Source organism: Pseudomonas sp. MF06569 (genome assembly GCF_059862735.1).
In genome coordinates this window covers 220,095-243,788 of sequence record NZ_JCBCUZ010000003.1, presented here as the reverse complement: position 1 = coordinate 243,788, position 23,694 = coordinate 220,095, and the positions used below count along the sequence as shown (strand labels likewise).

At 57.4% G+C, this 23,694-nt stretch carries 22 protein-coding genes and 1 pseudogene; 15 read left to right on the top strand and 8 right to left on the bottom strand.

The genetic code is table 11. The features are described 5' to 3' along the window. Nucleotides 1-36: 36 nt before the first annotated feature. The 4 genes from AC19YQ_RS05180 to AC19YQ_RS05165 are packed head-to-tail and all read right to left on the bottom strand — an operon-like array spanning nt 37 to nt 6,313. Nucleotides 37-1,434, bottom strand: coding sequence for a heavy metal sensor histidine kinase (locus tag AC19YQ_RS05180; protein ID WP_500594737.1), 1,398 nt, complete (start codon nt 1,432-1,434; stop codon nt 37-39). Continuing rightward, nucleotides 1,409-2,086, bottom strand: a complete 678-nt coding sequence (locus tag AC19YQ_RS05175; protein WP_133078930.1) for a heavy metal response regulator transcription factor — start codon at nt 2,084-2,086, stop codon at nt 1,409-1,411. The genes AC19YQ_RS05180 and AC19YQ_RS05175 overlap by 26 nt, the downstream gene beginning before the upstream one ends. Next, a complete protein-coding gene (locus tag AC19YQ_RS05170) occupies nt 2,067-5,171 on the bottom strand; it encodes a multidrug efflux RND transporter permease subunit (protein ID WP_133078931.1) in 3,105 nt (1,034 codons plus the stop codon). The genes AC19YQ_RS05175 and AC19YQ_RS05170 overlap by 20 nt, the downstream gene beginning before the upstream one ends. After that, nucleotides 5,168-6,313 carry an efflux RND transporter periplasmic adaptor subunit gene (locus AC19YQ_RS05165; protein WP_339473521.1) on the bottom strand — a complete coding sequence of 382 codons (1,146 nt, stop codon included), beginning with the start codon at nt 6,311-6,313 and terminating at the stop codon, nt 5,168-5,170. The genes AC19YQ_RS05170 and AC19YQ_RS05165 overlap by 4 nt, the downstream gene beginning before the upstream one ends. A 249-nt stretch (nt 6,314-6,562) precedes the next feature. On the opposite strand from AC19YQ_RS05165, the gene AC19YQ_RS05160 reads away from it, so the two are divergent. Next, nucleotides 6,563-6,808, top strand: coding sequence for a hypothetical protein (locus tag AC19YQ_RS05160; protein WP_219260904.1), 246 nt, complete (start codon nt 6,563-6,565; stop codon nt 6,806-6,808). Nucleotide 6,809: 1 nt separating this feature from the next. Here the strand turns inward: AC19YQ_RS05160 and AC19YQ_RS05155 are convergent, their stop codons facing one another. The 3 genes from AC19YQ_RS05155 to norR all read right to left on the bottom strand — a co-directional run bounded on the left by AC19YQ_RS05155 (nt 6,810) and on the right by norR (nt 9,900). After that, nucleotides 6,810-7,283, bottom strand: a complete 474-nt coding sequence (locus AC19YQ_RS05155; protein WP_500594717.1) for a GNAT family N-acetyltransferase — start codon at nt 7,281-7,283, stop codon at nt 6,810-6,812. 5 nt (nt 7,284-7,288) lie between these two features. Then, a complete protein-coding gene (locus tag AC19YQ_RS05150; RefSeq protein WP_133078934.1) occupies nt 7,289-8,188 on the bottom strand; it encodes a chemotaxis protein in 900 nt (299 codons plus the stop codon). Nucleotides 8,189-8,355: 167 nt separating this feature from the next. Continuing rightward, a complete protein-coding gene (gene norR / locus AC19YQ_RS05145) occupies nt 8,356-9,900 on the bottom strand; it encodes a nitric oxide reductase transcriptional regulator NorR (RefSeq protein WP_500594716.1) in 1,545 nt (514 codons plus the stop codon). A gap of 153 nt (nt 9,901-10,053) precedes the next feature. On the opposite strand from norR, the gene hmpA reads away from it, so the two are divergent. From hmpA to cyoE, 8 genes are all read left to right on the top strand, one after another. Further along, nucleotides 10,054-11,226 (top strand): NO-inducible flavohemoprotein, encoded by a 1,173-nt coding sequence (gene hmpA / locus AC19YQ_RS05140; RefSeq protein ID WP_500594715.1) that lies wholly within the window; start codon nt 10,054-10,056, stop codon nt 11,224-11,226. 117 nt (nt 11,227-11,343) lie between these two features. Next, nucleotides 11,344-11,853, top strand: coding sequence for a disulfide bond formation protein B (locus tag AC19YQ_RS05135; RefSeq protein ID WP_046808694.1), 510 nt, complete (start codon nt 11,344-11,346; stop codon nt 11,851-11,853). A 616-nt stretch (nt 11,854-12,469) separates the two neighbouring features. Next, on the top strand, nt 12,470-12,664 hold the full coding sequence (locus tag AC19YQ_RS05130; protein ID WP_019823758.1) for a hypothetical protein: 195 nt from the start codon (nt 12,470-12,472) through the stop codon (nt 12,662-12,664). Continuing rightward, the gene (gene cyoA, locus AC19YQ_RS05125) at nt 12,661-13,599 is read left to right on the top strand and encodes a ubiquinol oxidase subunit II (RefSeq protein ID WP_133078937.1); all 939 of its coding nucleotides are present in this window, start codon (nt 12,661-12,663) and stop codon (nt 13,597-13,599) included. The genes AC19YQ_RS05130 and cyoA overlap by 4 nt, the downstream gene beginning before the upstream one ends. Before the next feature lie 3 nt (nt 13,600-13,602). After that, nucleotides 13,603-15,627, top strand: coding sequence for a cytochrome o ubiquinol oxidase subunit I (gene cyoB / locus AC19YQ_RS05120; RefSeq protein ID WP_019823753.1), 2,025 nt, complete (start codon nt 13,603-13,605; stop codon nt 15,625-15,627). Between the two features lie 3 nt (nt 15,628-15,630). After that, entirely contained in the window at nt 15,631-16,254 is a 624-nt protein-coding gene (locus AC19YQ_RS05115) for a cytochrome o ubiquinol oxidase subunit III (RefSeq protein ID WP_037031938.1), read from the top strand. Beyond that, nucleotides 16,254-16,580: a cytochrome o ubiquinol oxidase subunit IV gene (cyoD, locus tag AC19YQ_RS05110; RefSeq protein WP_016779556.1), complete on the top strand. Its 327-nt coding sequence runs from the start codon at nt 16,254-16,256 to the stop codon at nt 16,578-16,580. The genes AC19YQ_RS05115 and cyoD overlap by 1 nt, the downstream gene beginning before the upstream one ends. 11 nt (nt 16,581-16,591) lie before the next feature. Beyond that, entirely contained in the window at nt 16,592-17,479 is an 888-nt protein-coding gene (cyoE, locus tag AC19YQ_RS05105) for a heme o synthase (RefSeq protein ID WP_133078939.1), read from the top strand. An 82-nt stretch (nt 17,480-17,561) separates the two neighbouring features. On the opposite strand, the gene AC19YQ_RS05100 is transcribed toward cyoE, so the two are convergent. Beyond that, nucleotides 17,562-17,720: a hypothetical protein gene (locus AC19YQ_RS05100; protein WP_500594714.1), complete on the bottom strand. Its 159-nt coding sequence runs from the start codon at nt 17,718-17,720 to the stop codon at nt 17,562-17,564. Between the two features lie 43 nt (nt 17,721-17,763). Between AC19YQ_RS05100 and AC19YQ_RS05095 the strand changes: the two are divergent. From AC19YQ_RS05095 to AC19YQ_RS05070, 6 genes and pseudogenes are all read left to right on the top strand, one after another. Further along, nucleotides 17,764-17,877: pseudogene (locus AC19YQ_RS05095) on the top strand (IS110 family transposase); the annotation flags it as partial. A 468-nt stretch (nt 17,878-18,345) separates the two neighbouring features. Beyond that, complete coding sequence (locus AC19YQ_RS05090; RefSeq protein ID WP_500594713.1) at nt 18,346-18,813, top strand: phage tail-collar fiber domain-containing protein; 468 nt, start codon at nt 18,346-18,348, stop codon at nt 18,811-18,813. Between the two features lie 262 nt (nt 18,814-19,075). Further along, complete coding sequence (locus AC19YQ_RS05085; RefSeq protein ID WP_500594712.1) at nt 19,076-19,774, top strand: ABC transporter ATP-binding protein; 699 nt, start codon at nt 19,076-19,078, stop codon at nt 19,772-19,774. Then, a complete protein-coding gene (locus AC19YQ_RS05080) occupies nt 19,771-20,967 on the top strand; it encodes an ABC transporter permease (protein WP_500594711.1) in 1,197 nt (398 codons plus the stop codon). The genes AC19YQ_RS05085 and AC19YQ_RS05080 overlap by 4 nt, the downstream gene beginning before the upstream one ends. Further along, the gene (locus AC19YQ_RS05075) at nt 20,960-22,438 is read left to right on the top strand and encodes a TolC family protein (protein ID WP_500594710.1); all 1,479 of its coding nucleotides are present in this window, start codon (nt 20,960-20,962) and stop codon (nt 22,436-22,438) included. The genes AC19YQ_RS05080 and AC19YQ_RS05075 overlap by 8 nt, the downstream gene beginning before the upstream one ends. Continuing rightward, a complete protein-coding gene (locus AC19YQ_RS05070; protein ID WP_500594709.1) occupies nt 22,425-23,687 on the top strand; it encodes an efflux RND transporter periplasmic adaptor subunit in 1,263 nt (420 codons plus the stop codon). Before AC19YQ_RS05075 ends, AC19YQ_RS05070 begins: the two co-directional genes overlap by 14 nt. Nucleotides 23,688-23,694: the final 7 nt, after the last annotated feature.

The following is a 23,694-nucleotide window of genomic DNA, read 5'->3' as shown; positions in this document are numbered from 1 at the left end:
GGCGTCTGCATCGCGAGCAAGCCCGCTCCCACAAGGTTAAATCGGTAGATACATCCCGAATGTATTGCGTCCACCGCTGCTGCGTACAAACACTTCGCCACCGTGCATTTGCGCAATGGCTTTGACGATGGCCAGCCCCAGGCCGTGGTTGGCACCACTGTTATAGCGGGCCGCATCCACCCGATAAAAACGCTCGAACAGCCGTGGTAAATGTTCTGGCGCAATCGGCTCCCCAGGATTGCTGACACTGATGGTCACCTGATCCGCCGTGTGGCTGATCTGAACGTCAATCGATTGCCCGGCTTCGGTATGTTGCACCGCATTGTTCAGCAAGTTGATCAGCGCCCGGCGCAGGTGGGCTTTTTCGATATTGACCTGGGCATCGCCGCTGACCTTCACCTCAACCTGTGCGTCCTCAAGAATAAACTCCAGGTAATCCAGGGTCGTGGCCACTTCGTTTGCCAGGGAGGCGTGGATCAGTTTGTTCGCTTTGCTCCCTTGGTCGGCGCTGGCCAGAAACAGCATGTCATTGATGATGCTGCGCAGGCGCTCCAGTTCCTCGAGGTTGGATTGCAGCACCTCGAAGTAGTGCTCGGCCGAACGTCCCCGCGTCAGTGCGACCTGGGTCTGGCCAATCAGGTTGGTCAGCGGGGAGCGCAGTTCATGGGCCACGTCGGCATTGAATGACTCCAGGCGGGTGTAGGCCTGCTCGACCCGGTCCAGGGTGGCATTGAAGGCACTCACCAGTTGGTCCAGCTCCGGCGCCAGCGGCGCAAGGTGCAAGCGCCCGGACAAGCGCGGCGGAGCCAGTTTTTGCGCTTCCTGGGATAAATCGTTCAACGGTTTGAGGCCAATGCGCGCCACCCAATAGCCGAGCAGCGAGGCCAGAAGCACGCCAACAGCCGCCAGGCTGACCAGCGCGATGAGCAGGTGATGCTGGGTCTGGCGAAAGGTGTGCGTATCGATGGCAATCAAAAAGCGCAGTGCCGGGCGCTGTTCCTTGGCTGCAATCTCGCTGATGAGTACCTTGAACGGGTCAGCCTGGCCAGGCAGCCGCAAGTCCCGCACGCCGACCGGGCCTTGGGCGAATTCGCGCACTGTGGCCTCGGGGTTGCCGTATTCATAGGACGGGTCTGCGCTGATGGCCCAGAACCGGATGCGTTTGTCCTCTTCGCTGAGCAGCTTGAGCTTGGCGCTGATCTTGGCCCAGTGTTCAGGCGTGCCGTAACGATTGATGGACGATTCCAGCACGCTGTATCGCGCATCCAGTTCCGCTTCGGGCAGGCGCCCGATGCTTTTGTCGACCTGCTGGTAAAGCGCTCCGCCAATCAACACAAACACCAGCAGTGCGACGAGGGCAAACATCGCACTCAAGCGCATGGCGATGGAGTCCAGGGCCTTGATCCGCTTAATCACCGCGCCGCTCCAGCACATAACCCATGCCACGGATGGTGTGCAGCAACTTGTGCTCGAACGGTCCGTCGAGCTTGGCGCGCAAGCGCTTGATCGCCACTTCGACCACGTTGGCATCGCTGTCGAAATTGATGTCCCAGACCATCTCGGCAATGGCCGTCTTGGACAGGATTTCACCCTGGCGCCGCGCCAGTACGCTAAGCAACGAAAACTCCTTGGCGGTCAGGTCCAGGCGGGTTCCGGCGCGACTGGCCTTGCGGCTGATCAGATCTATCCACAGGTCGTCGACAGTGACCTGCACCGGTTCGTGACCACCACCACTGCGACGGGTCAGGGCTTGCAGGCGGGCCACCAGTTCCAGAAATGAAAACGGTTTGCCCAGATAGTCGTCGGCGCCTTCACGCAATCCGCGAATCCGGTCTTCGACCCGCTCCCGTGCCGTCAGCATGATCACCGGGGTTTGCTTGCGCCCGCGCAGGGCCCTCAGTACCCCGAAGCCATCGAGGCCGGGCAGCATGACATCGAGCACGATCACCGCGTAATCGCTCTCCATCGCCAGGTGCAGGCCTTCGATGCCGTCGCGGGCAACATCCACCGTATAACCTTGCTCGGTCAGCCCGCGGTGCAGGTAGTCGGCGGTTTTCTCTTCATCTTCAACGATCAGAACGCGCATAACCTGCCTCAGTGATCGGTTTGGAACGATGGAACAGCCGCTCAAGCCACAAGTATATGACCGGCGTGGTAAACAGGGTCAGGGCCTGGCTCACCAGCAGCCCGCCAACCACGGCAATCCCCAGGGGCTGGCGCAGTTCTGCGCCGGTGCCATAGCCGAGCATCAGCGGCAAGGCGCCAAGGAGGGCGGCGAGGGTGGTCATGATGATCGGCCGGAACCGGGTGATACAGGCTTCATAGATGGCATCTTCCGGGCTCAGGCCGCGATTGCGCTGGGCATCCAGGGCAAAGTCGATCATCAGGATGCCGTTTTTCTTGACGATACCGATCAGCAGCACCAGCCCGATCAACGCCATGATTGAAAAGTCCTGCCCGCATATCCACAGCATCAGCAGCGCACCGAGCCCGGCTGATGGCAGGGTCGAAATGATCGTCAACGGGTGTACAAAGCTTTCATAGAGCACCCCCAGAATGATGTACACCGCCACCAGCGCCGCCAGGATCAGCCACGGCTGGCTGGCCAGCGAGCTCTGGAACGCCTGCGCGGCGCCCTGGAAGTTGCCGCTGATGGTGCTCGGCATGCCGATTTCGTTTTTCGCCTGATTGAGCATCAGCACGGCATCGCCCAAGGCCACGCCGGGCGCGAGGTTGAACGACAAGTTGGCTGCCGGGAACATGCCGTCATGACTGATCGAAAGCGGCCCGCTCGCAGGCGCGTCTACTTTGGCCACGGCAGACAGGGGCACCATGTCCCCGGTCAGCGGCGAGCGCAGGTAGAAGTAGCCCAGGCTTTCGGCTTTGCCTCGCTGCTGCGCGTCCACCTCCAGAATGACGTTGTACTGGTTGGTCTCGGTCTGGAATTCATTGACCTGGCGCTGGCCGAACGCGTCGTACAGCGCCTCATCGACATCGGTGGCGGTCAGGCCGAAGCGGGCTGCAGCGTTCCGGTCGATGCTGATGTGGGTGATGCTGCCGCCCAGTTGCAGGTCGTTGGACAAGTCGCGAAAGGCCGGGTTGGCGCGCAGTTTTTCGGTCAGGCGCTGGGTCCAGGTGGTGAGCGTCGGACCGTCGTTGCTTTTGAGCACGTATTGATACTGGCTGCGGCTTGGCCCCGAACTGAGGTTGATGTCCTGGCCTGCGCGCAGATACAGCACGATGCCCGGCACCTTGGCCAGTTGCGGGCGAATCCGGTCGATAAATTCGCTGGCCGATACATCGCGCTGGCTCCGGTCCTTGAGGGCAATCCAGAAGCGGCCGTTGGCGATGGTCTGGTTGCTGCCGGTGACGCCCACGGAGTGGGAAAAAGCCTGGACCGCAGGGTCGTTGCTGATGATGTTGGCCAGCGCCAGATGCTTTTGTGTCATGTCAGGGAACGATATATCGGACGCCGCTTCGCTGGTGCCGAGCACGAAGCCGGTGTCCTGTACCGGGAAGAAACCCTTGGGGATCAGCACGTACCCGGCGATGGCCATGGCCAGCGTCACGCCAAAAATGCCGAGCATCAACCGCTGGTGCGCCAGGGCGCGCTTCAAGATCTTTTCGTACCCCGCCAGCAAGCGTTCGCCAAAGCCTGGCCTGGCATCCGGCTTGTGCACCGGCGAGCGCATAAACAGGGCCGCCAGCGTCGGGGCGAGGGTCAGTGACACCAGTACCGAAATCAGGATGGTCGAGGTCGCGGTCAGGGCGAACTCCTTGAACAGCCGCCCGACCACGCCGCCCATAAACAGCAATGGAATAAACGCGGCCACCAGCGAAAAGCTGATGGAGACCACGGTAAAACCAATCTCGCTGGAGCCCTTGATCGCGGCGTCGCGCATGCTTTCGCCTGCTTCCAGATGGCGGTGAATGTTCTCCACCACCACGATCGCATCGTCGACCACAAACCCCACGGCGACCACAATCGCCACCAGCGTCAGGTTGTTGAGACTGAAGCCCAGCACATACATCAGGGCAAAGCTTGCGATCAGCGAAACTCCGAGTACCGCCGACACAATCAGCGTCGCGGACCACTGGCGCAAAAACAGCGCCATCACCGCAACCACCAGCAGCACGGCAATCAGCAGGGTGATTTCAACTTCATGCAAGGACGCGCGAATGGTCTTGGTGCGGTCACTCAGCACGGTCACTTCGACGGAGGCGGGGAGCATGGCTTGCAGGCCGGGCAGGGCGGCCTGGATGCGGTCTACGGTTTCAACGATGTTCGCCCCCGGCTGGCGGGAGATCACCAGATTCAGGCCCGGCTGGTGCCCGGACCAGGCTTGTACGTAATCGTTTTCTGCACCGTTGACCACTCGCGCCACGTCGCGCAGTTGCACGGGCGCGCCGTCCTTGTACGAGACGATCAATTGGCCGTATTCGTCCGCATCAAACAACTGATCGTTGGTCGACAGGGTGGAGATGCTCGACGGGCCGTACAGCGCGCCCTTGGCCAGATTGAGGCTGGTTTGCTGGATAGCCAGGCGAATATCGGCCAGGGTCAGGCCAATGGCAGCCAGCTTGTCGGCCGAGGCCTGGACCCGGATCGCCGGGCGTTGCTGGCCGGTGATGTTGATCAGGCCCACGCCATCAATCTGGCTGATCTGGCGCGCCAGCAGGGTTTCGACGTAATCGCTGAGCTCTGTGCCGGGCATGTGCAATGAACTGATGCTCAGTATCAGCACCGGGCTGTCGGCCGGGTTGACCTTCTTCCAGGTCGGCAGGGTCGGCATGTCCTTGGGTAACTTGCCGGACGCGGTGTTGATGGCCGCCTGAACCTCCTGCGCGGCGGTGTCGATGCTTTTGTCGAGGGTGAATTGCAGGGTCAGGGTGGTCGAGCCCAGCGCGCTGCTGGAGGTCATCTGGGTCATGCCGGGGATGGCGCTGAACTGCACTTCCAGCGGCGTGGCCACGGACGACGCCATCGTGTCCGGGCTGGCGCCCGGCAGCTGTGCCGACACCTGGATGGTCGGGAACTCGGCTTCGGGTAATGGCGCGATTGGCAGGCGTGGAAAGGCAATCAGCCCCACGAGCACCAGTGCAAACGTCAGCAGCACCGTGGCGACGGGGTGGTCGACGCACCAGGCGGACAGCGAGCGGCTGTTGGTCATGGCTGCACCTGAGCGGGCGTTGGCTCACTCAATATTTCAACCCGCGAGCCTGGCTTGAGCCGCGACTGGCCATCGCTGACCAGTGTGTCCCCGGGATTGACGCCGGTGATGATGCTCTGCTCGGTGTCTTGATAGACCAGCAGCACAGGCACCGTTTCGACCTTGTCGGCCTGGACCCTGTACACGAAGTAGTTGTCCAGCCCGCGCTGCACCACCTGAGGCGGGACCACCAGCGCATTCTTTGCCAGCCCTGACTGGATCTGGACATTGACCAGCTGGCCGGGCCACAGGGTTTGTTTGGGGTTGTCGAACTGGGCCTTGACCTTGATCGTGCCTGTAGTTGCCGAGACCTGATTGTCGATCAGGCTCAAGCGGCCCTCACCCAGCGGTGTGCCGCTGCTGTCGGCGTTGCCGATAAAGGCTTTGACCCGGGCCGGGTCTTTGGCCGTGAGCAAGTCGTGCAACAGGGGGAGCTGTTGTTGGGGCAGCGAAAACTCTACGGCGATGGGGTCGATCTGGGTAACGGAAAACAGCCCCTGAGAATCGCTGACCCGCAGGAAGTTGCCCGCGTCTACCGTTCGAATCCCCACGCGGCCGGTGACGGGTGATTGAATTTGCGTATACGACAACTGCACCTGCGCCGCTGTAATAGCCGCCTGATTACCTTGCGCCGACGCCTTGAGCTGGTTGACCAGCGCTTGTTGCTGATCGAGGGTTTGCCTGGATACGCCGTTGTCCACGCTCAACAACTGGTAGCGCTTGAGGTCGACCAGTGCCACTTGCAGCTGCGCCTGATTCTGTCCCAGTTGGGCCCTGGCCTGGTCGAGGCTGGCCTTGATCGAGCGGTCATCCAGGGTTGCCAGAAGATCGCCAGCCTTGACCTCCTGGCCCTCCTTGACCCGTATCTCGGTGAGAATGCCGTCGATTTGCGGGCGGATCATCACGCTGTGCAGTGATAACACCGCGCCAATCCCGCTGATATAGCGCGGTACGTCTTGTTGCAGCACTTGAACAACCCGTACCGGCACTGGAGCTGCGCCCGCGGACTTGCCGGGTGCAGGGCGGTTGAGCCAAAAGAGTGAAGCACCGATCAGGGCTACAACGAGGGTGCCCAGCAAGATTTTTCTAGTTGTGGTCGGCATGCCGGATAGACGCCATGTGCGTGGAGTGGGGGCTGATCATTCAGTTATAGCGCGTCGACCCGGTCAGCACGGTGACGGCAAACTGACAGTGCTGACAGTTAGCCCTGGGTAAAACACCCTGCTGGTCATTTTGGTGGGAGCAGATTGATGATTTTTACGACCAGTGAGTGCAACGCACAGGGGGCGCGCAGGTATACTGCGCGGCATTGCGCCACTTGGCCTGACTTTTTACCGCATTTCGGAGCTTTCATGACTACTCCTACACAATCGACGGCTCCTGATGCCTTGGACGCTGAACTGGTTGAGAATGAAACCACTGTGGAGACCCCGAAAAAACCGGTCATCCCGGCGTTCACTTTCCCGTTCAAGCCTTCCGAGTTTGCCAAGGCCAAGTCCCAGGGCAAGGCGTACTACCAGAAAAGCGGCCTCGGCGGCCACGACACAACCCCGGGCGCACCGCCACACGGCACCCGTAAAACCATGGGCAAGCGCTGATTTATAGCTCGATGCGCTGTACCTGAATCATCCCGGCCCGTTCGTACAAACGGCGGGCCCTGGTGTTGCCCTCCATGACCTTCAGGTCAACCCAGGGCTCACCGCGTTGTGCGTACACCGCAAACACCTTCGCTAGCAGCGCCTGGCCAATGCCTTGCCCTTGATGTCGGGCATGCACCACCAAATCCTTCAGATAAGCGCTGGTCCAGCCTTGCGCAACCCCCACCACAACGCCTGAACGCAGTGCGATCAAGCACAGCTGCGGGTCGAATTCGGCGTCGTGCAGCAGGCTGTGGCTCCACTCCCCGAACAAATCAACATGGCCACTGCCGTCGCTGTAGCCCTGGCTAAGCAAGGCATGCACCGGTTGCAACAGGTCATCGCTCAGGGGCACCAGGCTTACATCTTCAGGTCCGGGCGCGGCTGCCAGCGGGCGGGTCAGGTCTTTGCGCAACAGCAGGCAGTAATCGCTCATGTCCCTCAGTAACCTTGCTCGGCAACGGTGCGCGCCGCCAGGATCAGGCACTGTGTCAACTCGGGTGACGAGAACTTGGTCAGCACTGCATTGGCCCCGGCCAGACGGGCTTTTTCGCTGTTCATCGAGCTGTTGAGCGAGGTGTGCAGCAGCACGTAAAGGTGTGCAAAGTCCGGAGTGTCGCGCACGGTGCGGGTAAAGGCATAACCGTCCATTTCCGACATCTCGATATCGGACACCAGCACATTGATCTGGTCCGGTGTGCCTTGCAGTTCCAGCAGGCGTTCGATGGCTTCCTTGGCGCTGCGCGCCGTGTGGCAATGCAGGCCAAGATTGCGCAGGGTAATGACCGATTGTTGCAAGGCTACCTGACTGTCATCGACGACCAGGATCCGGGCGTTGGCCAGCAGTCTGGAGTCTTCCTTGCTGAGGTCCTGGTCGGCGCCTTCGACTTTTGCCGGAGCGATGCCGTGGATCACCTTTTCGATATCTAGCACCTGCACCAGCACGCCGTCGACCTGGGTGACACCGGTGATGTACGAACGTTTGCCGGAGCCGTAGGGCGGTGGACGAATGTCCGTGCTCAGGCAATGCACGATTTTGCTCACGGCTTGCACATGCAGGCCCTGCTTGGAGCGGCTGACATCGGTCACGATCAGACAGCCGCCATCCGGGTCGAGCAGCGGTTGCTCGCCGATGGCCCGGCTTAGATCAATCACCGACAACGCCGTGCCACGCAACACCGCAATGCCTTTCACGTTAGGGTGCGACTCGGGCATTTTGGTCAGTGGCGGGCAGGGAATGATTTCACTGACCTTGAGCAGGTTGATCGCCAACAACTTGCCGCTGCGCAGAGTGAAGAGCAGAAGGGAGAGTGAGTCTGCGCGGGCATTGTTCGATGACATAAAAACCTTCTGTGGTGGGAGCGATACAGGGTTATCGACCTTAACGCAGTTTCCTGTAGCCGCTGACGAGGTACGAGGCTGCGATGTGGGCCGCAGGACCACCGCTTAGGGCCGCTGCGCAGCCCATCGCAGCCTCGTACCTCGTCAGCGACTACAGGTTCAGCGGCTTACTTGAGGCCCAGTCGTTTGGCCATGCGCCCCAGATTCGCCCGGTCCAGGCCCAATTCCCGCGCAGCACTGGCCCAGTTGTGTTGATGGCGTTCAAGGCAGGCGCTGATCAGCTGGCGCTGGTAGTTCTCTGTCGCCAGGCGCAAGTCGCCAATGGTCTGCGGTGCGCCCTGAGGCTCAATCACCGCAGCGCTTGGCGGGGTGGTTGGCAAGTCCAGGTCGGCGGCGGTCAGGGTCAAAATGCGCGGTCGCGTGCTGCAACTGCCCAGGGCTTTAAGGGCGCTGCGGCCAATCAAGTGCTCCAGTTCGCGCACATTGCCAGGCCAGGAATACTGCACCAGTGCAGCTTGCGCGTCCGGGCTCAGGCGCAGGCTGCCAAGGCCCATGCGTGAACGGTTTTGTTCCAGGAAAAAACCGCTCAACAACAGCACATCCCGCCCGCGCTCACGCAATGCCGGCACCCTGATCGGGTAAACACTCAGGCGGTGATAAAAGTCCGCCCGCAGGCGCCCGCTGCGCACTTCTTCGGCCAGGTCGCGGTTGGTTGCCGCGATCAGCCGCACGTCGACCTGATGCTCCTGATCCGAGCCCAGGCGCTGCAACTGCCCGCTTTGCAGCACCCGCAGCAACTTGGCCTGCACGGTCAGTGACAGCTCGCCCACTTCATCCAGAAACAGGGTGCCACCGTTGGCCAGTTCGAATTTTCCGCGCCGGTCATTGGTTGCCCCGGTGAAGGCGCCGCGCACATGACCGAACAGTTCGCTTTCAACCAGGGTGTCGGGCAGGGCGGCGCAGTTCAGGCTGATCAGCGGTTTATCCGCCCGTGGCGAGGCGGCGTGAATGGCCTGTGCCACCAGCTCCTTGCCGACACCGGTTTCGCCTGTGATCAGCACCGTCAGGTCACTGCCGCCCACCAGGGCAATTTCTTCAAGCAGGCGTTTGTGAATCTTGCTCTGGCCGATCAGTTCTTTATTGGGTGAACCGTTGGCCTGTCGATAGAGTTCGGCTTTCTGTTGTTCATCTTCCACCCGCAATGCCAGGCGCTCGATACGTTGAGCCACGTTGACCGTGGCTGCGGCCAGACTGGCAAAGGCCTGCAGGTCGTCCAGTTCGATCGGCTCAAAGCGTTTTGGGTCCAGGGCATCAAGCGTCAGCAGCCCCCAGGGACGCTCGTCCACGAATAGCGGGCAGCCCATGCAGTCGTGAACCTCCAGGTGCTCCGCCAACCCGTCTACCAGCCCGTCATAGGGATCTGGCAGTTCGCAATTACTGGGGAAGCGTGTCGGGCCGGGGCTGGCGAGCAGTGCTTCAAAACGCGGGTGCTCGCTGACTTTAAAGCGTCGCCCCAGGGTATCCAGGCTCAAGCCGTCGACCGCCAGCGGCACCAGCCATTCACCGTCCAGGTGCAGCAGTGCCGCCGCATCGCAGGGGAGCAGGGCGCGCAAGGCTTGCAGCAGGCGTCGATAGCGTTCGCTTTCGGGCAGATCGCGGGACAAGTCCGCCACAAGCGGCAGCAAGGTGGTGAGTAGCAGTTTTGCAGTCATTTTGACCTCGTATAGTCGTTATGACTATAAATCAGATTGAGTCAAAATGACTATATATGTTTTAAGTCGTTGATTTTTAACGGTTTAAATGTTGGCACGAAAGCTGATAGATAAAGGGTAATTGTTAAAGCCTACGTGCCCAGGAGTTACCTTATGCTTACTGCTCAGGATCGTGCCATCGTTAAATCCACCGTGCCATTGCTGGAAAGCGGCGGTGAGGGGCTGATCACTCATTTCTATCGCATGATGCTGTCGGAGTACCCGCAGGTGCGCTCGCTGTTCAACCAGGCCAACCAGGCCAGTGGCGACCAGCCCCGTGCATTGGCCAACGGCGTATTGATGTATGCACGGCACATCGACCAGCTCGACCAGTTGGGCGATCTGGTGGCCAAGATCATCAACAAGCATGTTGCGCTGCAAATCCTTCCTGAGCATTACCCGATTGTCGGCAGCTGCTTGCTGCGGGCGATTGAGGAGGTTCTGGGCAGCGATATCGCGACCCCTCAAGTATTGAGTGCCTGGGGCGCGGCCTATAACCAGCTGGCCGATATCCTGATCGGTGCCGAAGCCGCCATCTACGACGAAAAAGCGGCTGCCCCCGGCGGCTGGCGCGGCGGGCGAGCGTTCAAGCTGGCGGCCAAGATCCAGGAAAGCGCTGAGATCACCTCGTTTTACTTCCGTCCGGTCGATCAGCAGCCAATCCTTGAATTTGCTCCGGGTCAGTACATCGGCCTCAAGCTGATGATTGATGGTCAGGAAGTGCGCCGCAATTACTCACTTTCTGCGCTGGCCCAGGTCGGTCGCTACCGCATCAGCGTCAAGCGCGAGAGCGGTGGGGTCGTCTCCAGCTTCCTGCATGACCGGATGAACGTAGGCGACACCCTGGAACTGTTCCCGCCTGCGGGCGACTTCACCCTGACCGACAGCGAAAAACCGCTGGTGCTGATCAGCGGTGGCGTGGGTATTACGCCGACCCTGACGATGCTTGAGGCTGCGTTGGCGACTAAGCGTGCGATTCACTTTATCCACTGTGCCCGCAATGCCGATGTGCACGCCTTCCGCACTTGGGTAGATGAACTGGCCGATCAGCACCCTCAATTGCAGCGTTTTTACTGCTACGACGAGCAGGGCGAATCTGCAAATCATGTAGGGCTTTTGACTGAGGAAGTGCTGGCGCAATGGCTACCGCAAGAGCGCGACCTGGATGCATATTTCCTGGGGCCCAAAGGCTTCATGGGGGCTGTCAAGCGTCACCTCAAAGCACTGGGTGTGCCTGAGAAGCAAAGCCGCTACGAGTTCTTCGGCCCGGCGGCAGAGCTGAAGTAACCTTAATCCCCCATTAATCCCCTTGCGCGACCTTTCCGGTAACGTTCAGATACATCCAGGCATCAGGTCTGGGTGTAAACTGCGCGGCTTACACACAATCAGGCTAAGGGACGCGGGATGACGAATGACATGTTGCAACTGGGCCGGGAGAAGCGCTTCCTGGTTCTGCTCGGGCTGATTTGCCTGGCGCTGATTGGCGGCGCCCTCTATATGCAGATCGTGCTCGGCGAGGCGCCTTGCCCGCTGTGTATCCTGCAGCGCTATGCCCTGCTGCTGATCGCGATCTTTGCCTTTATCGGCGCCGCGATGCCTACCCGGCGCAGCCTTACGGTGCTGGAAGTGCTGGTGGTGCTGAGCGCCATTGGTGGAATCGCCGCTGCCGGACGTCACGTCTATATCCTGGCCAACCCGGCAGTCAGCTGCGGTCTTGACGCGTTGCAGCCGATTGTCGATGGCTTGCCGCTGGCGGCGATCTTCCCGCTGGGGTTTCAGGTAGACGGCTTTTGCTCAACCCCTTACCCGCCCGTGCTCGGCCTGTCGCTGGCGCAGTGGGCACTTGTGGCCTTTGTGATGACTGCCGTGCTGGTGCCTCTGGGCATTTACCGCAACCGTCAAAAAGCCAGCTAAGCAAAGCGTTAAATTTGGCATGAGGCGCCTCGTTCTTCCTCTGGATGTGCGGGGCGTTTTTTTGTCCGCGCACAAATGTAAAGAGGGTGTTATCCGGGCGTCGAAAATGGGTGCGCAGCACTGCGACATATTGTCACGGAGAGTTTGTCGCAGGGCGTGTCTTCGTCTGACAGACGGTCTTTTAAACGTATGACTTCGTGTAACGGCTCTGAGGCGTTTTGACGCTGATGACGGGGTTGAAAAGTACGTGGCGATACTCAACGCAAATCGGCTGTAGCCCTTTTTATTTGGGCGTTCAGGAGGGGTAGGGGGGTGGTTGTCGTGCGCTAAAAAGGGGCGTTGAAATCGAGGGGTAATGGCGTGCTACAGCCACGAGTAAGGGGGGTGTCAAAGCGCGGGGCGTAATAATAGGTAGGGATTGTTACCGGTGCCGAGATGAATTATTTCCGGATGAGACATGGTTTATAGAGAGCTACCTAACTACAATCGCCCGCACTGAACGTCCAGCCTGCTCATCCCTGAGCCAAAGCGGGAAGTTGAAGGCCGACTGGGTTGTTCAATACAGGCGTCCCATGCGACTCCCAGGTACTGGCAACCCTTCTAAGTTCCGCACCAAATGGAATTGGTCGACAAGGCCATTGACCACGTATCGAATAAGAAATCACTGCTAACCCGGAATTTGCCCGTTCGCCTGATGGTGATAGAGCAGGCTTTTATTCAATTCCGGAAAAGAGCCAACCCTTGGCAGGGCGAAGTGTTGGCGAAAAAAACCAACTGCATTGTGCAAGCTGTTTTAGAGGTCGTGAGATGACTAAAAAAAGGTACCCCAGACTCCTTGGCTTTTTGCCACTTTTCGGCATGTTGCTGCTGGGAGGTTGCAAATGGACACTACTGGATCCGGTGGGGCAGGTCGGGGTCGAAGAGCGTAATCTGATCATCACTGCAACATTGCTGATGCTTCTGGTCGTAGTGCCGGTCATCATTATGACCCTGGTTTTCGCATGGAAATACCGTGCGTCGAACACCAGCGCTACCTACACACCGAAGTGGTCGCACTCCACCAAGATCGAAGTTGTGATCTGGACCGTGCCGATTTTGATCATCATCGCCCTGGGCGTGATCACCTACAAATCGACCCACGCGCTGGACCCGTATCGTCCGCTCGAATCTGACGTCAAGCCGATTACCATCGAAGTGGTGGCAATGGACTGGAAGTGGATGTTCATCTACCCGGAACAGGGTATCGCCACCGTCAACAAGATCGTGTTCCCGGCCAATACCCCGGTCAATTTCCGTATCACCTCTGACACGGTCATGAACTCGTTCTTCATTCCGGGCCTGGGCGGTCAGATCTACGCCATGGCCGGTATGACGACCAAGTTGCATCTGATTGCCAACCGCAACGCTGAAATGGAAGGCATCTCTGCCAACTACAGCGGCGCTGGTTTCACCGGCATGAAATTCAAAGCGATCGCGACTACTCAGGCTGACTTTGATGCCTGGGTCAGTGAAGTCAAAGCATCACCTAAACAGCTTGACCAAGCTGAATACGAAGCCTTGAGCAAACCAAGCCAGAACAACCCGGTTGAGCTGTTCTCCTCGTACACACCGAACCTGTTTCAGAAAATCGTCGACAAGTACGAAGGTATGACGCCAGGCAAGCCGGTCAAGCACGAGAAGAAAGAAGTAGCCGTGATCGATGGCGTGGACACAAGTTCGCATTCAGCTGCCGGGGCAGAGGAGTAAACGATGTTTGGTAAATTAAGTTGGGAAGCGGTCCCGTTCCACGAGCCGATTGTCATGGTCACCATTGCCATGATCGCGCTCGGTGGTCTGGCGCTGTTTGCGGCAATCACCTACTTCAAGAAGTGGACTTACCTGTGGACCGAATGGCTAACGTCAGTCGACCACAAGAAAATCGGCGTGATGTACATCATCGTTGCCATGATCATGCTGCTGCGCGGCTTCGCCGACGCCGTCATGATGCGTACCCAGCTGGCCATGGCCACCGAGGGTTCGCCTGGCTACCTGCCACCTGAGCACTATGACCAGATCTTCACCGCTCACGGTGTGATCATGATCATCTTCATGGCGATGCCATTCTTCACCGGCCTGATGAACCTTGCAGTGCCGCTGCAGATCGGCGCCCGTGACGTGGCCTACCCGTTCCTGAACTCCCTGAGCTTCTGGCTGCTGGTGTCCGGCGTTGTGCTGGTCAACCTGTCCCTGGGCGTCGGCGAATTCGCCAAGACCGGCTGGGTTGCTTATCCGCCGCTGTCGGGCTTGCAGTACAGCCCTGGCGTGGGGATGGACTACTACATCTGGGCACTCCAGCTGTCGGGGCTAGGTACGACGTTAACCGGGGTTAACTTCCTGGCGACCGTACTGAAAATGCGCGCTCCTGGCATGAAGCTGATGGACATGCCGATCTTCACCTGGACCTGCACCTGGGCAAACGTTCTGATCGTGGCTTCGTTCCCGATCCTGACCGCTACCCTGGCGCTGCTGACGCTTGACCGCTACATGGATTTCCACATTTTCACCAATGAACTTGGTGGCAATCCAATGATGTACGTCAACCTGTTCTGGGCGTGGGGTCACCCTGAGGTATACATCCTCATTCTGCCGGCGTTCGGTATCTTCTCCGAAGTGATCTCCACGTTCACCGGCAAGCGTCTGTTCGGTCACCACTCGATGGTCTACGCCTCCGGCGCGATCTCGGTACTGGGCTTCATGGTTTGGCTGCACCACTTCTTCACCATGGGTTCGGGTGCAAGCGTCAACGCCTTCTTCGGTCTGGCGACGATGCTGATTTCGATCCCGACAGGGGTCAAGCTATTCAACTGGCTGTTCACCATCTACCAGGGCCGTCTGCGCTTCACCAGCCAGGTTCTGTGGACCCTGGGCTTTATGGTGACCTTCGCTATCGGCGGCATGACCGGCGTACTGCTGGCCATCCCGGGTGCTGACTTCGTACTGCACAACAGCCTGTTCGTAATTGCTCACTTCCATAACGTGATCATCGGCGGCGCGGTATTCGGTTACATCGCAGGCTTCAGCTTCTACTTCCCTAAAGCGTTCGGCTTCAAACTGAACGAGAAGTGGGGCAAGGCAGCGTTCTGGTTCTGGTGCGTCGGCTTCTTCGTAGCCTTCATGCCGCTCTACGCGCTGGGCTTCATGGGCATGACCCGTCGTCTGAACGCCAGCACCAACCCTGAGTGGGTGCCTTACCTGTACGTTGCTCTGTTCGGCGCAGCACTGATCGCTATCGGTATTGCCTGCCAGCTGATCCAGCTGTACGTCAGCGTGCGTGACCGCAAGCTGCCAGAGAACGCCTGCGAGCACGGCGATCCGTGGAATGGCCACACCCTGGAATGGTCGACTTCGTCGCCACCTCCGTTCTACAACTTCGCTGTAGTGCCACGAGTCGACACTATCGACGCGTTCACCGAAGCCAAGGAAAACGGTACTGCGTACAAGGCCCCGGCCAAGTACTCGCCGATCCACATGCCTAACAACACCGCAACCGGTGTGTACATGGGTGCTTTGCTGACCGTGTTCGGTTTCGCAATGATCTGGCACATCTGGTGGTTGGCTATCGTTGGCCTGGTCGGCACTGTCGTGGTCTTCGTTGCCCACGCTGCCCGTGATGACCAAGGCTACATGGTGCCGGTTGAGACCATCGAGCGTATCGAGGCTGAGCAGCACAAGCGTCTGGTAGCCGCCAAAGCAATCCCGGCTTCCCGTGTTGAAACCAAGTTGGAACAGGCTTAAACCATGTCGAACTTAGCGACCACTGCTGGACACGCTCATGGTCACGACCATGAGCACGAGGAACACCACGACGCGGGCGAGACAACCATATTTGGTTTCTGGCTCTACCTGATGACCGACTGCATTTTGTTCGCGTCGATCTTCGCGGTATATGCAGTTCTGGTTAACAACGTAGCGGGTGGCCCGTCGGGCCACGACATCTTCGAGCTGCCATACGTACTGGGTGAAACCGCCCTGTTGCTGTTCAGCTCGATCACCTACGGCTTCGCCATGCTGGCGTTGTTCAAGGGCAAGAAGCAGCAAGTGCTGTTCTGGCTGGGCATGACCTTCCTGCTCGGTGCAGGCTTCATCGCCATGGAAATCAACGAGTTCCACCTGTTGATCTCCGAAGGCTACGGCCCTAGCCGTTCGGGCTTCCTGTCCGGGTTCTTCACCCTGGTAGGTACCCACGGTCTGCACGTGACCAGCGGTCTGATCTGGATGGCGATCATGATGTATCAGGTGCAGAAAAATGGCCTGACTTCGACCAACAAGACCCGTCTGAGCTGCCTGAGCCTGTTCTGGCACTTCCTGGACGTGGTCTGGATCTGCGTATTCACCGTTGTTTACCTGATGGGGACTTTGTAATGGCTAACGCACATTCCGACGGCGCCAATCATGGCAGCGTGAAGTCCTATGCAATCGGCTTCATCCTGTCGGTGATCCTGACCGTTATTCCGTTTGGGCTGGTGATGTATCCATCGCTGCCAAAATTCACCACGCTGGCGATCGTACTGTTGTTCGCCGTGGTGCAAGTAGTTGTTCACCTGGTGTACTTCCTGCACCTGGACCGCTCGCCTGCTCAACGCAACAACGTCACGGCGCTGGTATTCGCGGCCCTGGTTATTGTGCTGCTGGTGGGCTTGTCCCTGTGGATCATGTTCAGCATCCACACTGAAATGATGGCGAAGTGAGGTAAGACCCGATGTCCTTTAAGCACTTTATCCAAATCACCAAACCGGGGATCATTTTCGGTAACGTGCTTTCTGTGGCAGGCGGGTTTTTCCTGGCCTCGAAGGGGCATTTCGATCTTGCCCTCTTCCTGGCCGCGGTAATCGGCACCTCCCTGGTGGTAGCGTCCGGTTGTGTGTTCAACAACTGCATCGACCGCGACATTGACATCAAGATGGACCGCACCAAGAACCGCGTACTGGTCCAGGGTCTGATCTCCCTCAAGGTGGCACTGGTTTACGCCACCTTGCTGGGGGTCGCCGGCCTTGCCCTGCTGTATCGCGTAGCCAACCCGCTGGCGGCTCTGTTCGCAGCGATCGGCTTTGTGATCTACGTCGGTCTGTACAGCCTGTACTTCAAGCGCAAGTCGGTTCACGGCACGCTGATTGGCAGTCTGTCGGGTGCGATGCCACCGGTTATCGGCTACGTCGCAGTGAGCAACAGCTTCGACATGGCCGCACTGACCCTGCTGGTGATGTTCAGCCTGTGGCAGATGCCGCATTCCTACGCCATTGCGATCTTCCGCTTCAACGATTACCTGGCTGCATCGATTCCGGTGTTGCCAGTGAAGCGCGGGATCAAAGTTGCCAAGAAGCACATCCTGCTCTACATCCTCGCGTTCCTGATCGCGACCCTGATGCTCACCCTCGGCGGATACGCCGGCATGAGCTACATGGCCGTGGCTGCTGCGATGGGCATGTACTGGCTGTACATGGCGTGGACGGGCTACAAGGCTGTCGACGACAAGGTCTGGGCACGCAAGCTGTTCGTGTTCTCGATCTTCACCATTACCGCACTGAGCGTCATGATGTCCCTGGATTTCAAAGCGCCCGCCGAGTTGCTGCTGACTTACGCGCATTGATTTAGCCAGACCCGAAAAAACCCCGCCTTCGCAAGAAGAGCGGGGTTTTTTTATGCCGGTGTGAAACCTTGTGAAGCCGGGATCACGCAGTCCGCAGCTTGCCCGCCGGTAACATCGGCAGCGCACTGGCCAGCCCGGCTGCAATCCCGTAAGGGCGCAACACACTGAACAACAACCCGCTCGCCAGCAAGTAACCGCCGGAACAGATCACCAGCGACCAGCGCAGGGCATTGACGCCCATCAGCGGGGTCAGATGAATGCCGCGCTGCGTCGTGGTGATGGAGGCCTCGCGTTCCTCGATGCTTTTGGTTGCGCCCCAAACCGAATCCCGGCAAACCCTCTCCGTGCTGCACCGTAGGCGCGAGACGCTGGTGCACGAGCGCACCAAAACGGCTAATCCCTCCAATGTAGTGGCGTGAGCCTTGGCCAATAAGCTGGAGCGTATCGCCTGGGCGATAGCGGCTCACCCTGCGCAATACGAAACGGGGCAGTCCATTTTAAGCGGACGCGATAGCCCTTAAATGCGCCAACGAAGCTCATCTCCCAAGTCGTTCAAAGCCCAGGTTGTTCAGGAGTGCCTGCAACGCTGCCAGCGTTTGTTCCGGTATAGGCTGCGCCGAAAAGACCCGCTGAAGCCTCGACGATAGTCGAGCTGTCATTTGGCGAGCAAACCACCACGGTGAAATAGCGGGTCTTCCGATCCTGGGGGCTGCGCCCGCTTTCTCCGTGGACTTGCCGTGGTTTTTTGCCCTACATATCGGTCAGATTTTACTTGCATATATCCATGCGGTGAGATGATCAAATTGACGTTCTTAGTTTCAGTCTATGAACTAAGTTAATTACAACTATAAATTAAGGTGCGCATGATGATTGATCGATCTTTTAGGTTGGCCTTGGTTGCTTGTACGCTTGCGAGCAGCGCTATGTTTGTAAGTGTTTCTGCGAGTGCTAACTCTAATTTGATAACCAAAGAGTTTGTGATTGGTTGTAACGGTGGTGATTTTGGTGGGCGTGCGATGGGTGTCTATACTATAGACCCGAAAACGCGTACCGTTTCGGCGCATATACAAAAGTACAAAATTTTCAAGTTTAAGAATCAGAGCGGTGGTAATAAAGCCAATCTTAATATGGGCATGAGCCATTCGAGTACTTCCACGGCTATGACTGTTTACTCGGCGGATAACTTGAAGCAGGACGACTATTGGCGTGAGGTGTCTTTGAGCCGGTGGTTGCCTCAGGTTCCAGGCTATCCGATTAGTGTGGGTATTGAGTTTGTTTTTGATAAGTCTGGGAAAGATCCGAAGTGTAAGGCTTCTACAGTACTTGCTCTGTAAGTTATTTATGTCTGTGCGGGCAGTGTTGATGGCTGTCTGCGGATAGTGTAGTGGCCGCGCGCTCTTGTCGGTGTGACGTCACAAGCAGGTGCGCGCGGTTTGAAAAGTAAAATTCCTCGCTGTTGTTATGTGTATCTAAAGAAATGGCTTGATGTTTGAATCGTAGTGATTGCGTTCTCCTGTCATGCAGTTGTCGTGTTCGCGTGCTCTCCCTCTCCTGGGCTAACAATGAGTCACTGTTTTTAAAGGGTTAAGGGTTGTCATGGATAATTTGATATGTATTTCTATGAAAGGTATCAGTAAAAGTTACCGTCATGACGCAAAGACCCTTCAGGTTATCAAACATGTCGATTTTCAGGTGGGTGTGGGAGAAACATGCGCTATTGTTGGGCCGTCTGGCTCAGGTAAAAGTACGCTTCTGAGTATTATCGGTTTGCTGGATTTTCCTGATGAGGGCGACTATCTACTGCTGGGGCATTCAGTTACAAATGCTCAGAGTGATGAGTTGGCAATGCTTAGAAAGTCAGAAATAGGATTTGTTTTTCAAAATTATAATTTAATTGCCCGCTTGAGTGTTCTGGAGAATGTGGCCTTACCGCTCCGCTATAGGGGGGTTGATCGTGCGCGCGCTCTAGAACAAGCCATGCAGATGTTAGGCAGGGTTGGAATGGCGGATCGTGCCCGCTTCAAACCTGCCGATTTGTCAGGGGGGCAAAAGCAACGAGTGGCGATTGCACGAGCGCTCATAGGCCAACCCTCCTTGATTCTTGCCGATGAACCGACGGGTAGCCTGGACAGTGAAACTGCCCGTGAAATACTTGAGTTATTGTTGTCGATACAAAAAGAACAACGCGTCACGTTGTTGATTGTGACCCACGACAATCAAGTTGCGCATTTGATGCAAAAAAAAATTAGGGTGCGTGGTGGCAGGGTTGAGGAGATGGGAGCATCCGTCCTTTGAGTACGTTAATAATGCTCCCATTGAATCAGGCTATTGAAGATGCACTTGACAGTTTTCGCACATTGTCCAGACGTTCGGCCTTGGCGCTTCTGGGTATCGTAATAGGCAGCGCCTCCATTGTTGCGATCATCAATATCGGGCACAACGCGGGGCTCGATGCGGCCTCTATATTTCAGGGTATGGGGACCGATACGTTAGTCGCACAGTTGCCGGATAAAGAGGATGCGCAGGTGTCGTTGCTCTCCATAGATGCTGCGAAAATCGAGGGGTTGGATCTCCCTGGGCTGCAGATAACACCAACAGTATTCGCCTCCATCAGCCTGGTAGTTAATAATCGTTCAGTCAATGCCCGCCTTGTCGGTACCGAGTCTTCTTTATTTGATGTGATCACGCTATCGTTACTTAAGGGGCGATTCCTGCATGAGTTTGATCGTGAAGAAAACGTTGTTGTTCTCGGTCATCAAGTCGCCGTCTCGTTGAGCGAGGTAGGTTCTAGAATCCAGGTAGGTGATTGGCTTAATATCAATAACTACTTGTTTAAGGTTGTGGGTATTTTGAAATCGAAGACGAACTCGATTGTCAGCCCTGTTGTTGTCGACGATTCGGTCTTTATACCGTTGCATGCTATTTCCCGAGTAGAAAGCCAGACCGCGCTGCGTGATCTGATTGTCCGTGTTCCTCCCCCGCTCAATATTGAAATCGCTGCCCTGCGGTTACATGATCAATTGGCCCGTGCTTTTGAATTTCGTTCAGTTCAAATAATGGTTCCACAACAGATAATCGAGGGTATGAACCGCCAAAATAGAACGTTCCATTATCTGTTGATAGCACTCGGTGCTATTGCTCTGGTGGGCGGCGGTGTGGCGGTTATGAATGTTATGTATATGAACGTTTCCGAGCGACGTGTTGAAATCGGTTTGCGGATGGCTATTGGCGCTCGCCGCCAGGACATACGCAATCTGTTTCTAATCGAAGCGCTCGCGCTCAGTACGCTGGGTGCTGTGTTGGGTGCGGGCGTGGGTATAGCGCTGGCCTGGCTGTATGCCGTGATATCGGGGTGGGCATTTGAGTTGGCGATGCTGTCCATCCCGTTGGGTGTTTTAAGCACGTTACTGGTCGGCGTTTTCTTTGGGTTGAAACCTGCAATTGCGGCTTCGCGCCTTACGCCTGTAGAGGCGCTCCGTGATGATTAAATTAGCGGTTGTTACAAGCGCTGCGTGCTGTGTTTTGATCCTGTCGAAACAGCTGGCAGCCGCCCCGGCTCGAGTCGACGCCAGCGTGCCGCACCAGAGCGAGTTGCGCAGTGACTTGTTGAGTCAGCACTCCATCGATCTGTCCCTGGCTGAAGCTGTTTCGTTGGGCCTGCGCCGCAACTACAGCATCCGCAGCCTCAAGCTCCAGCGTTTGCGGGAGAAGTTCGATTTGCTCGTGGCAGATGACCTGTTCAACCCAAAACTCAAGCTCAGTGGTACTCACCGTCTATCCAGGGGCAGCGTCGACAGCAGTCGCTCTACTGGCATTACGCCCAAGGTGAGCCTGCTGGGTGAGTATGGGACCAACATTGATCTGAGCTGGAACCAGCAGCTCAATGCCACGAAAAATTCGGGTGACATGAGCAGTGATGGCCTGGGGCTGACGTTGACTCAACCGTTGCTCAGGGGGGCAGGTAAAGAAGTCACGACGGCACCCTTGCGCCTGGCCAAATTGACCGAGCAAGTCAACCAGTTGAATGTGAAGGCGAGCGTCTCCAAAACCCTGTACGACATCATCGCGGCCTACCGTACGCTGATGAAATCCCAGACTCAGGTAACGCTTGCTATGGAGGCGCTTGGTCGGGCCGTCTCGCTGCTCACTATCAACAAACAGCTGATTGGTGCGGGTCGAGTAGCGGAGTTTGACGTTGTCCAGATCGAGGCGGATATCGCGACACAGGAGTTGGCGGTAGAAGAGGCGAAAAATCAGTTGGAGGCGAGTCGATTAGTGATGCTCAAGCTGTTGGCACTCGATCTGGAGACGCCTGTGCGTGCCAGTGACACCCTGCAAGTGACTCGGCTTGATATTGATCAGGCGACTGCGCTGAAAGTGGCGCAGGCCAGGCAGCCGCAATACCTGGCGACACTGTTACAGAGCGAACAGGCATCGATCAACCTGTTGGTCGCGCAAGACCGGGGGCGTTGGGATGTGTCGTTGGTGGCAGGCGTCAATCAGCAACGGGACAATCACAGCATCAATGGCTCCAATCGGACGTGGGACAGTTACACCGGTCTGAAGCTGGAGATTCCTATTGGAGATATCAGCATCCGCCAGGGCAAGGTCAATGCCCAGACTCTGGTTGAGCAGCAGCAGTTGTATCAGGAGGAGGCGCTTATCGATTTGAAGCGTCAGATCACCGATTCCGTTCGGGGCCTGAACACTCTTTGGCGTCAGCTTGAAATTTCCCAGCGGGTCATGGACCTGTCCAGGCGCAAGCTGTCCATCGAGAACGACAAGTTGAATGCTGGCCGATCCAGCAACTTTCAAATCATCAGTTTTGAAGCCGACTTACGTGCGGCTGAAGATGCCAATTTGAGCGCGAAGATTTCATATCTGGATGCCAGAGCCCAGCTGGATGTGCTGCTGGGCGTGATGCTGGAGAGCTGGGAGATATCACTTGAGAGTTTTTGATCGGTCCAATGCCCTGGCGGGGCGCTGGAAGTATTTTGCAGCTTTGGGCCTGCTGCTGACCTTGGCCCTGGTTTTGCTCCTGCCGGCGACCCCGGACGGCCCCGTTACCTGGGTGGCGGTCAGTAGTCAGAAGCTGGAGCATGAAATCGGCCTGGTCGGCAAAATCGAACCGGTTGAGACAACCATCATCACTGCTCCTTTTGAAGGTTTTGCCTTGGCCAATGAGTTGCGGCCCGGTATGCAGGTCGAACAGGGGCAGGCATTACTGTCGCTCGATACGGCGCTGCTAGAAATCAAGGTCAGGGATGCTCTGGCCAACAAACTGAAAATGCAGCAGGCCTTTGAAGTCTACGAGGCATGGGCGACGGGGCAGCAGATGATGCGAGCCAGGCAAGCGCTCAGAGTGGCCGAACTGTATGCGGGCAGTCTTGAAGTTGAGCTTTCTCAGGTCGAGGAGCTGTATCAAAAAGGTATTGTTCCGAGTAACGAGCGCGATGCCTTGAAGCAGCAACATAACCTGCAGTCGCTTGAGCTGACGGCTGCCAAAATCGAGCTCAAGCATGTGCAGGCAGCCGGCAAGGGTGAGGCCAGAACCATTGCCGATATGGAGTACCAGAATGCATCCATCGCCCATCAACAGCTAAGCGCCTTACTGGAACAAAAGACGCTCCATGCTCCGTTTTCGGGTGTTGTGTTGTCCCTTGGGGCGCCGCAGTCGACAGCGGGCGAAGCGGGGGGGCTGCACCGGGGCGTTCTTTTGGCTACAGGCCAGCAGCTCATCAAGCTGGGCAACTTGAAAGGTCTCAAGGTTGTTACCCAAGTGGCGGAGTCGGACGTGAACAAATTTGTCCTGAACCAGGACGTAGCTATAGCCGGCGATGGCTTTTCGGGGCGGCAACTCAGTGGTTACGTCAGCGCCATCAGTCAGTTGGCCGTTCAGGATGACAACGCTGGTAGTGCTGCCAGATTCCCGGTCACCATCACCGTAAATGCCCCCGAGGATGGCGACTTCAAAAATGTCCGGTTGGGCATGAGTGTCCACATGACCATCGTGACATACCGCAACGAGAACAGTTTCATCATCCCCCACGCAGCCGTGGAACAGGCCGGTGATGCCATGTTCGTAGAGCACCGTGAAAACCTGGACGCGCCAGTGGTGCGGCGCGAGGTCACGATTGGCCAATCCACTGCACAGGGGGTTGAGGTGTTCGGACTGACCTCCGGGTTTGTGAGTGTGAGAAGCCTGTGAGAACACA

Bases quoted from the DNA above. Each gene is read 5' to 3' on its own strand.
- AC19YQ_RS05180 (WP_500594737.1), bottom strand. From the start codon at position 1,434: ATGTGCTGGAGCGGCGCGGTGATTAAGCGGATCAAGGCCCTGGACTCC.
- AC19YQ_RS05175 (WP_133078930.1), bottom strand. From the start codon at position 2,086: ATGCGCGTTCTGATCGTTGAAGATGAAGAGAAAACCGCCGACTACCTG.
- AC19YQ_RS05170 (WP_133078931.1), bottom strand. From the start codon at position 5,171: ATGACCAACAGCCGCTCGCTGTCCGCCTGGTGCGTCGACCACCCCGTC.
- AC19YQ_RS05165 (WP_339473521.1), bottom strand. From the start codon at position 6,313: ATGCCGACCACAACTAGAAAAATCTTGCTGGGCACCCTCGTTGTAGCC.
- AC19YQ_RS05160 (WP_219260904.1), top strand. From the start codon at position 6,563: ATGACTACTCCTACACAATCGACGGCTCCTGATGCCTTGGACGCTGAA.
- AC19YQ_RS05155 (WP_500594717.1), bottom strand. From the start codon at position 7,283: ATGAGCGATTACTGCCTGCTGTTGCGCAAAGACCTGACCCGCCCGCTG.
- AC19YQ_RS05150 (WP_133078934.1), bottom strand. From the start codon at position 8,188: ATGTCATCGAACAATGCCCGCGCAGACTCACTCTCCCTTCTGCTCTTC.
- norR (WP_500594716.1), bottom strand. From the start codon at position 9,900: ATGACTGCAAAACTGCTACTCACCACCTTGCTGCCGCTTGTGGCGGAC.
- hmpA (WP_500594715.1), top strand. From the start codon at position 10,054: ATGCTTACTGCTCAGGATCGTGCCATCGTTAAATCCACCGTGCCATTG.
- AC19YQ_RS05135 (WP_046808694.1), top strand. From the start codon at position 11,344: ATGACGAATGACATGTTGCAACTGGGCCGGGAGAAGCGCTTCCTGGTT.
- AC19YQ_RS05130 (WP_019823758.1), top strand. From the start codon at position 12,470: ATGGAATTGGTCGACAAGGCCATTGACCACGTATCGAATAAGAAATCA.
- cyoA (WP_133078937.1), top strand. From the start codon at position 12,661: ATGACTAAAAAAAGGTACCCCAGACTCCTTGGCTTTTTGCCACTTTTC.
- cyoB (WP_019823753.1), top strand. From the start codon at position 13,603: ATGTTTGGTAAATTAAGTTGGGAAGCGGTCCCGTTCCACGAGCCGATT.
- AC19YQ_RS05115 (WP_037031938.1), top strand. From the start codon at position 15,631: ATGTCGAACTTAGCGACCACTGCTGGACACGCTCATGGTCACGACCAT.
- cyoD (WP_016779556.1), top strand. From the start codon at position 16,254: ATGGCTAACGCACATTCCGACGGCGCCAATCATGGCAGCGTGAAGTCC.
- cyoE (WP_133078939.1), top strand. From the start codon at position 16,592: ATGTCCTTTAAGCACTTTATCCAAATCACCAAACCGGGGATCATTTTC.
- AC19YQ_RS05100 (WP_500594714.1), bottom strand. From the start codon at position 17,720: ATGGGCGTCAATGCCCTGCGCTGGTCGCTGGTGATCTGTTCCGGCGGT.
- AC19YQ_RS05090 (WP_500594713.1), top strand. From the start codon at position 18,346: ATGATTGATCGATCTTTTAGGTTGGCCTTGGTTGCTTGTACGCTTGCG.
- AC19YQ_RS05085 (WP_500594712.1), top strand. From the start codon at position 19,076: ATGGATAATTTGATATGTATTTCTATGAAAGGTATCAGTAAAAGTTAC.
- AC19YQ_RS05075 (WP_500594710.1), top strand. From the start codon at position 20,960: ATGATTAAATTAGCGGTTGTTACAAGCGCTGCGTGCTGTGTTTTGATC.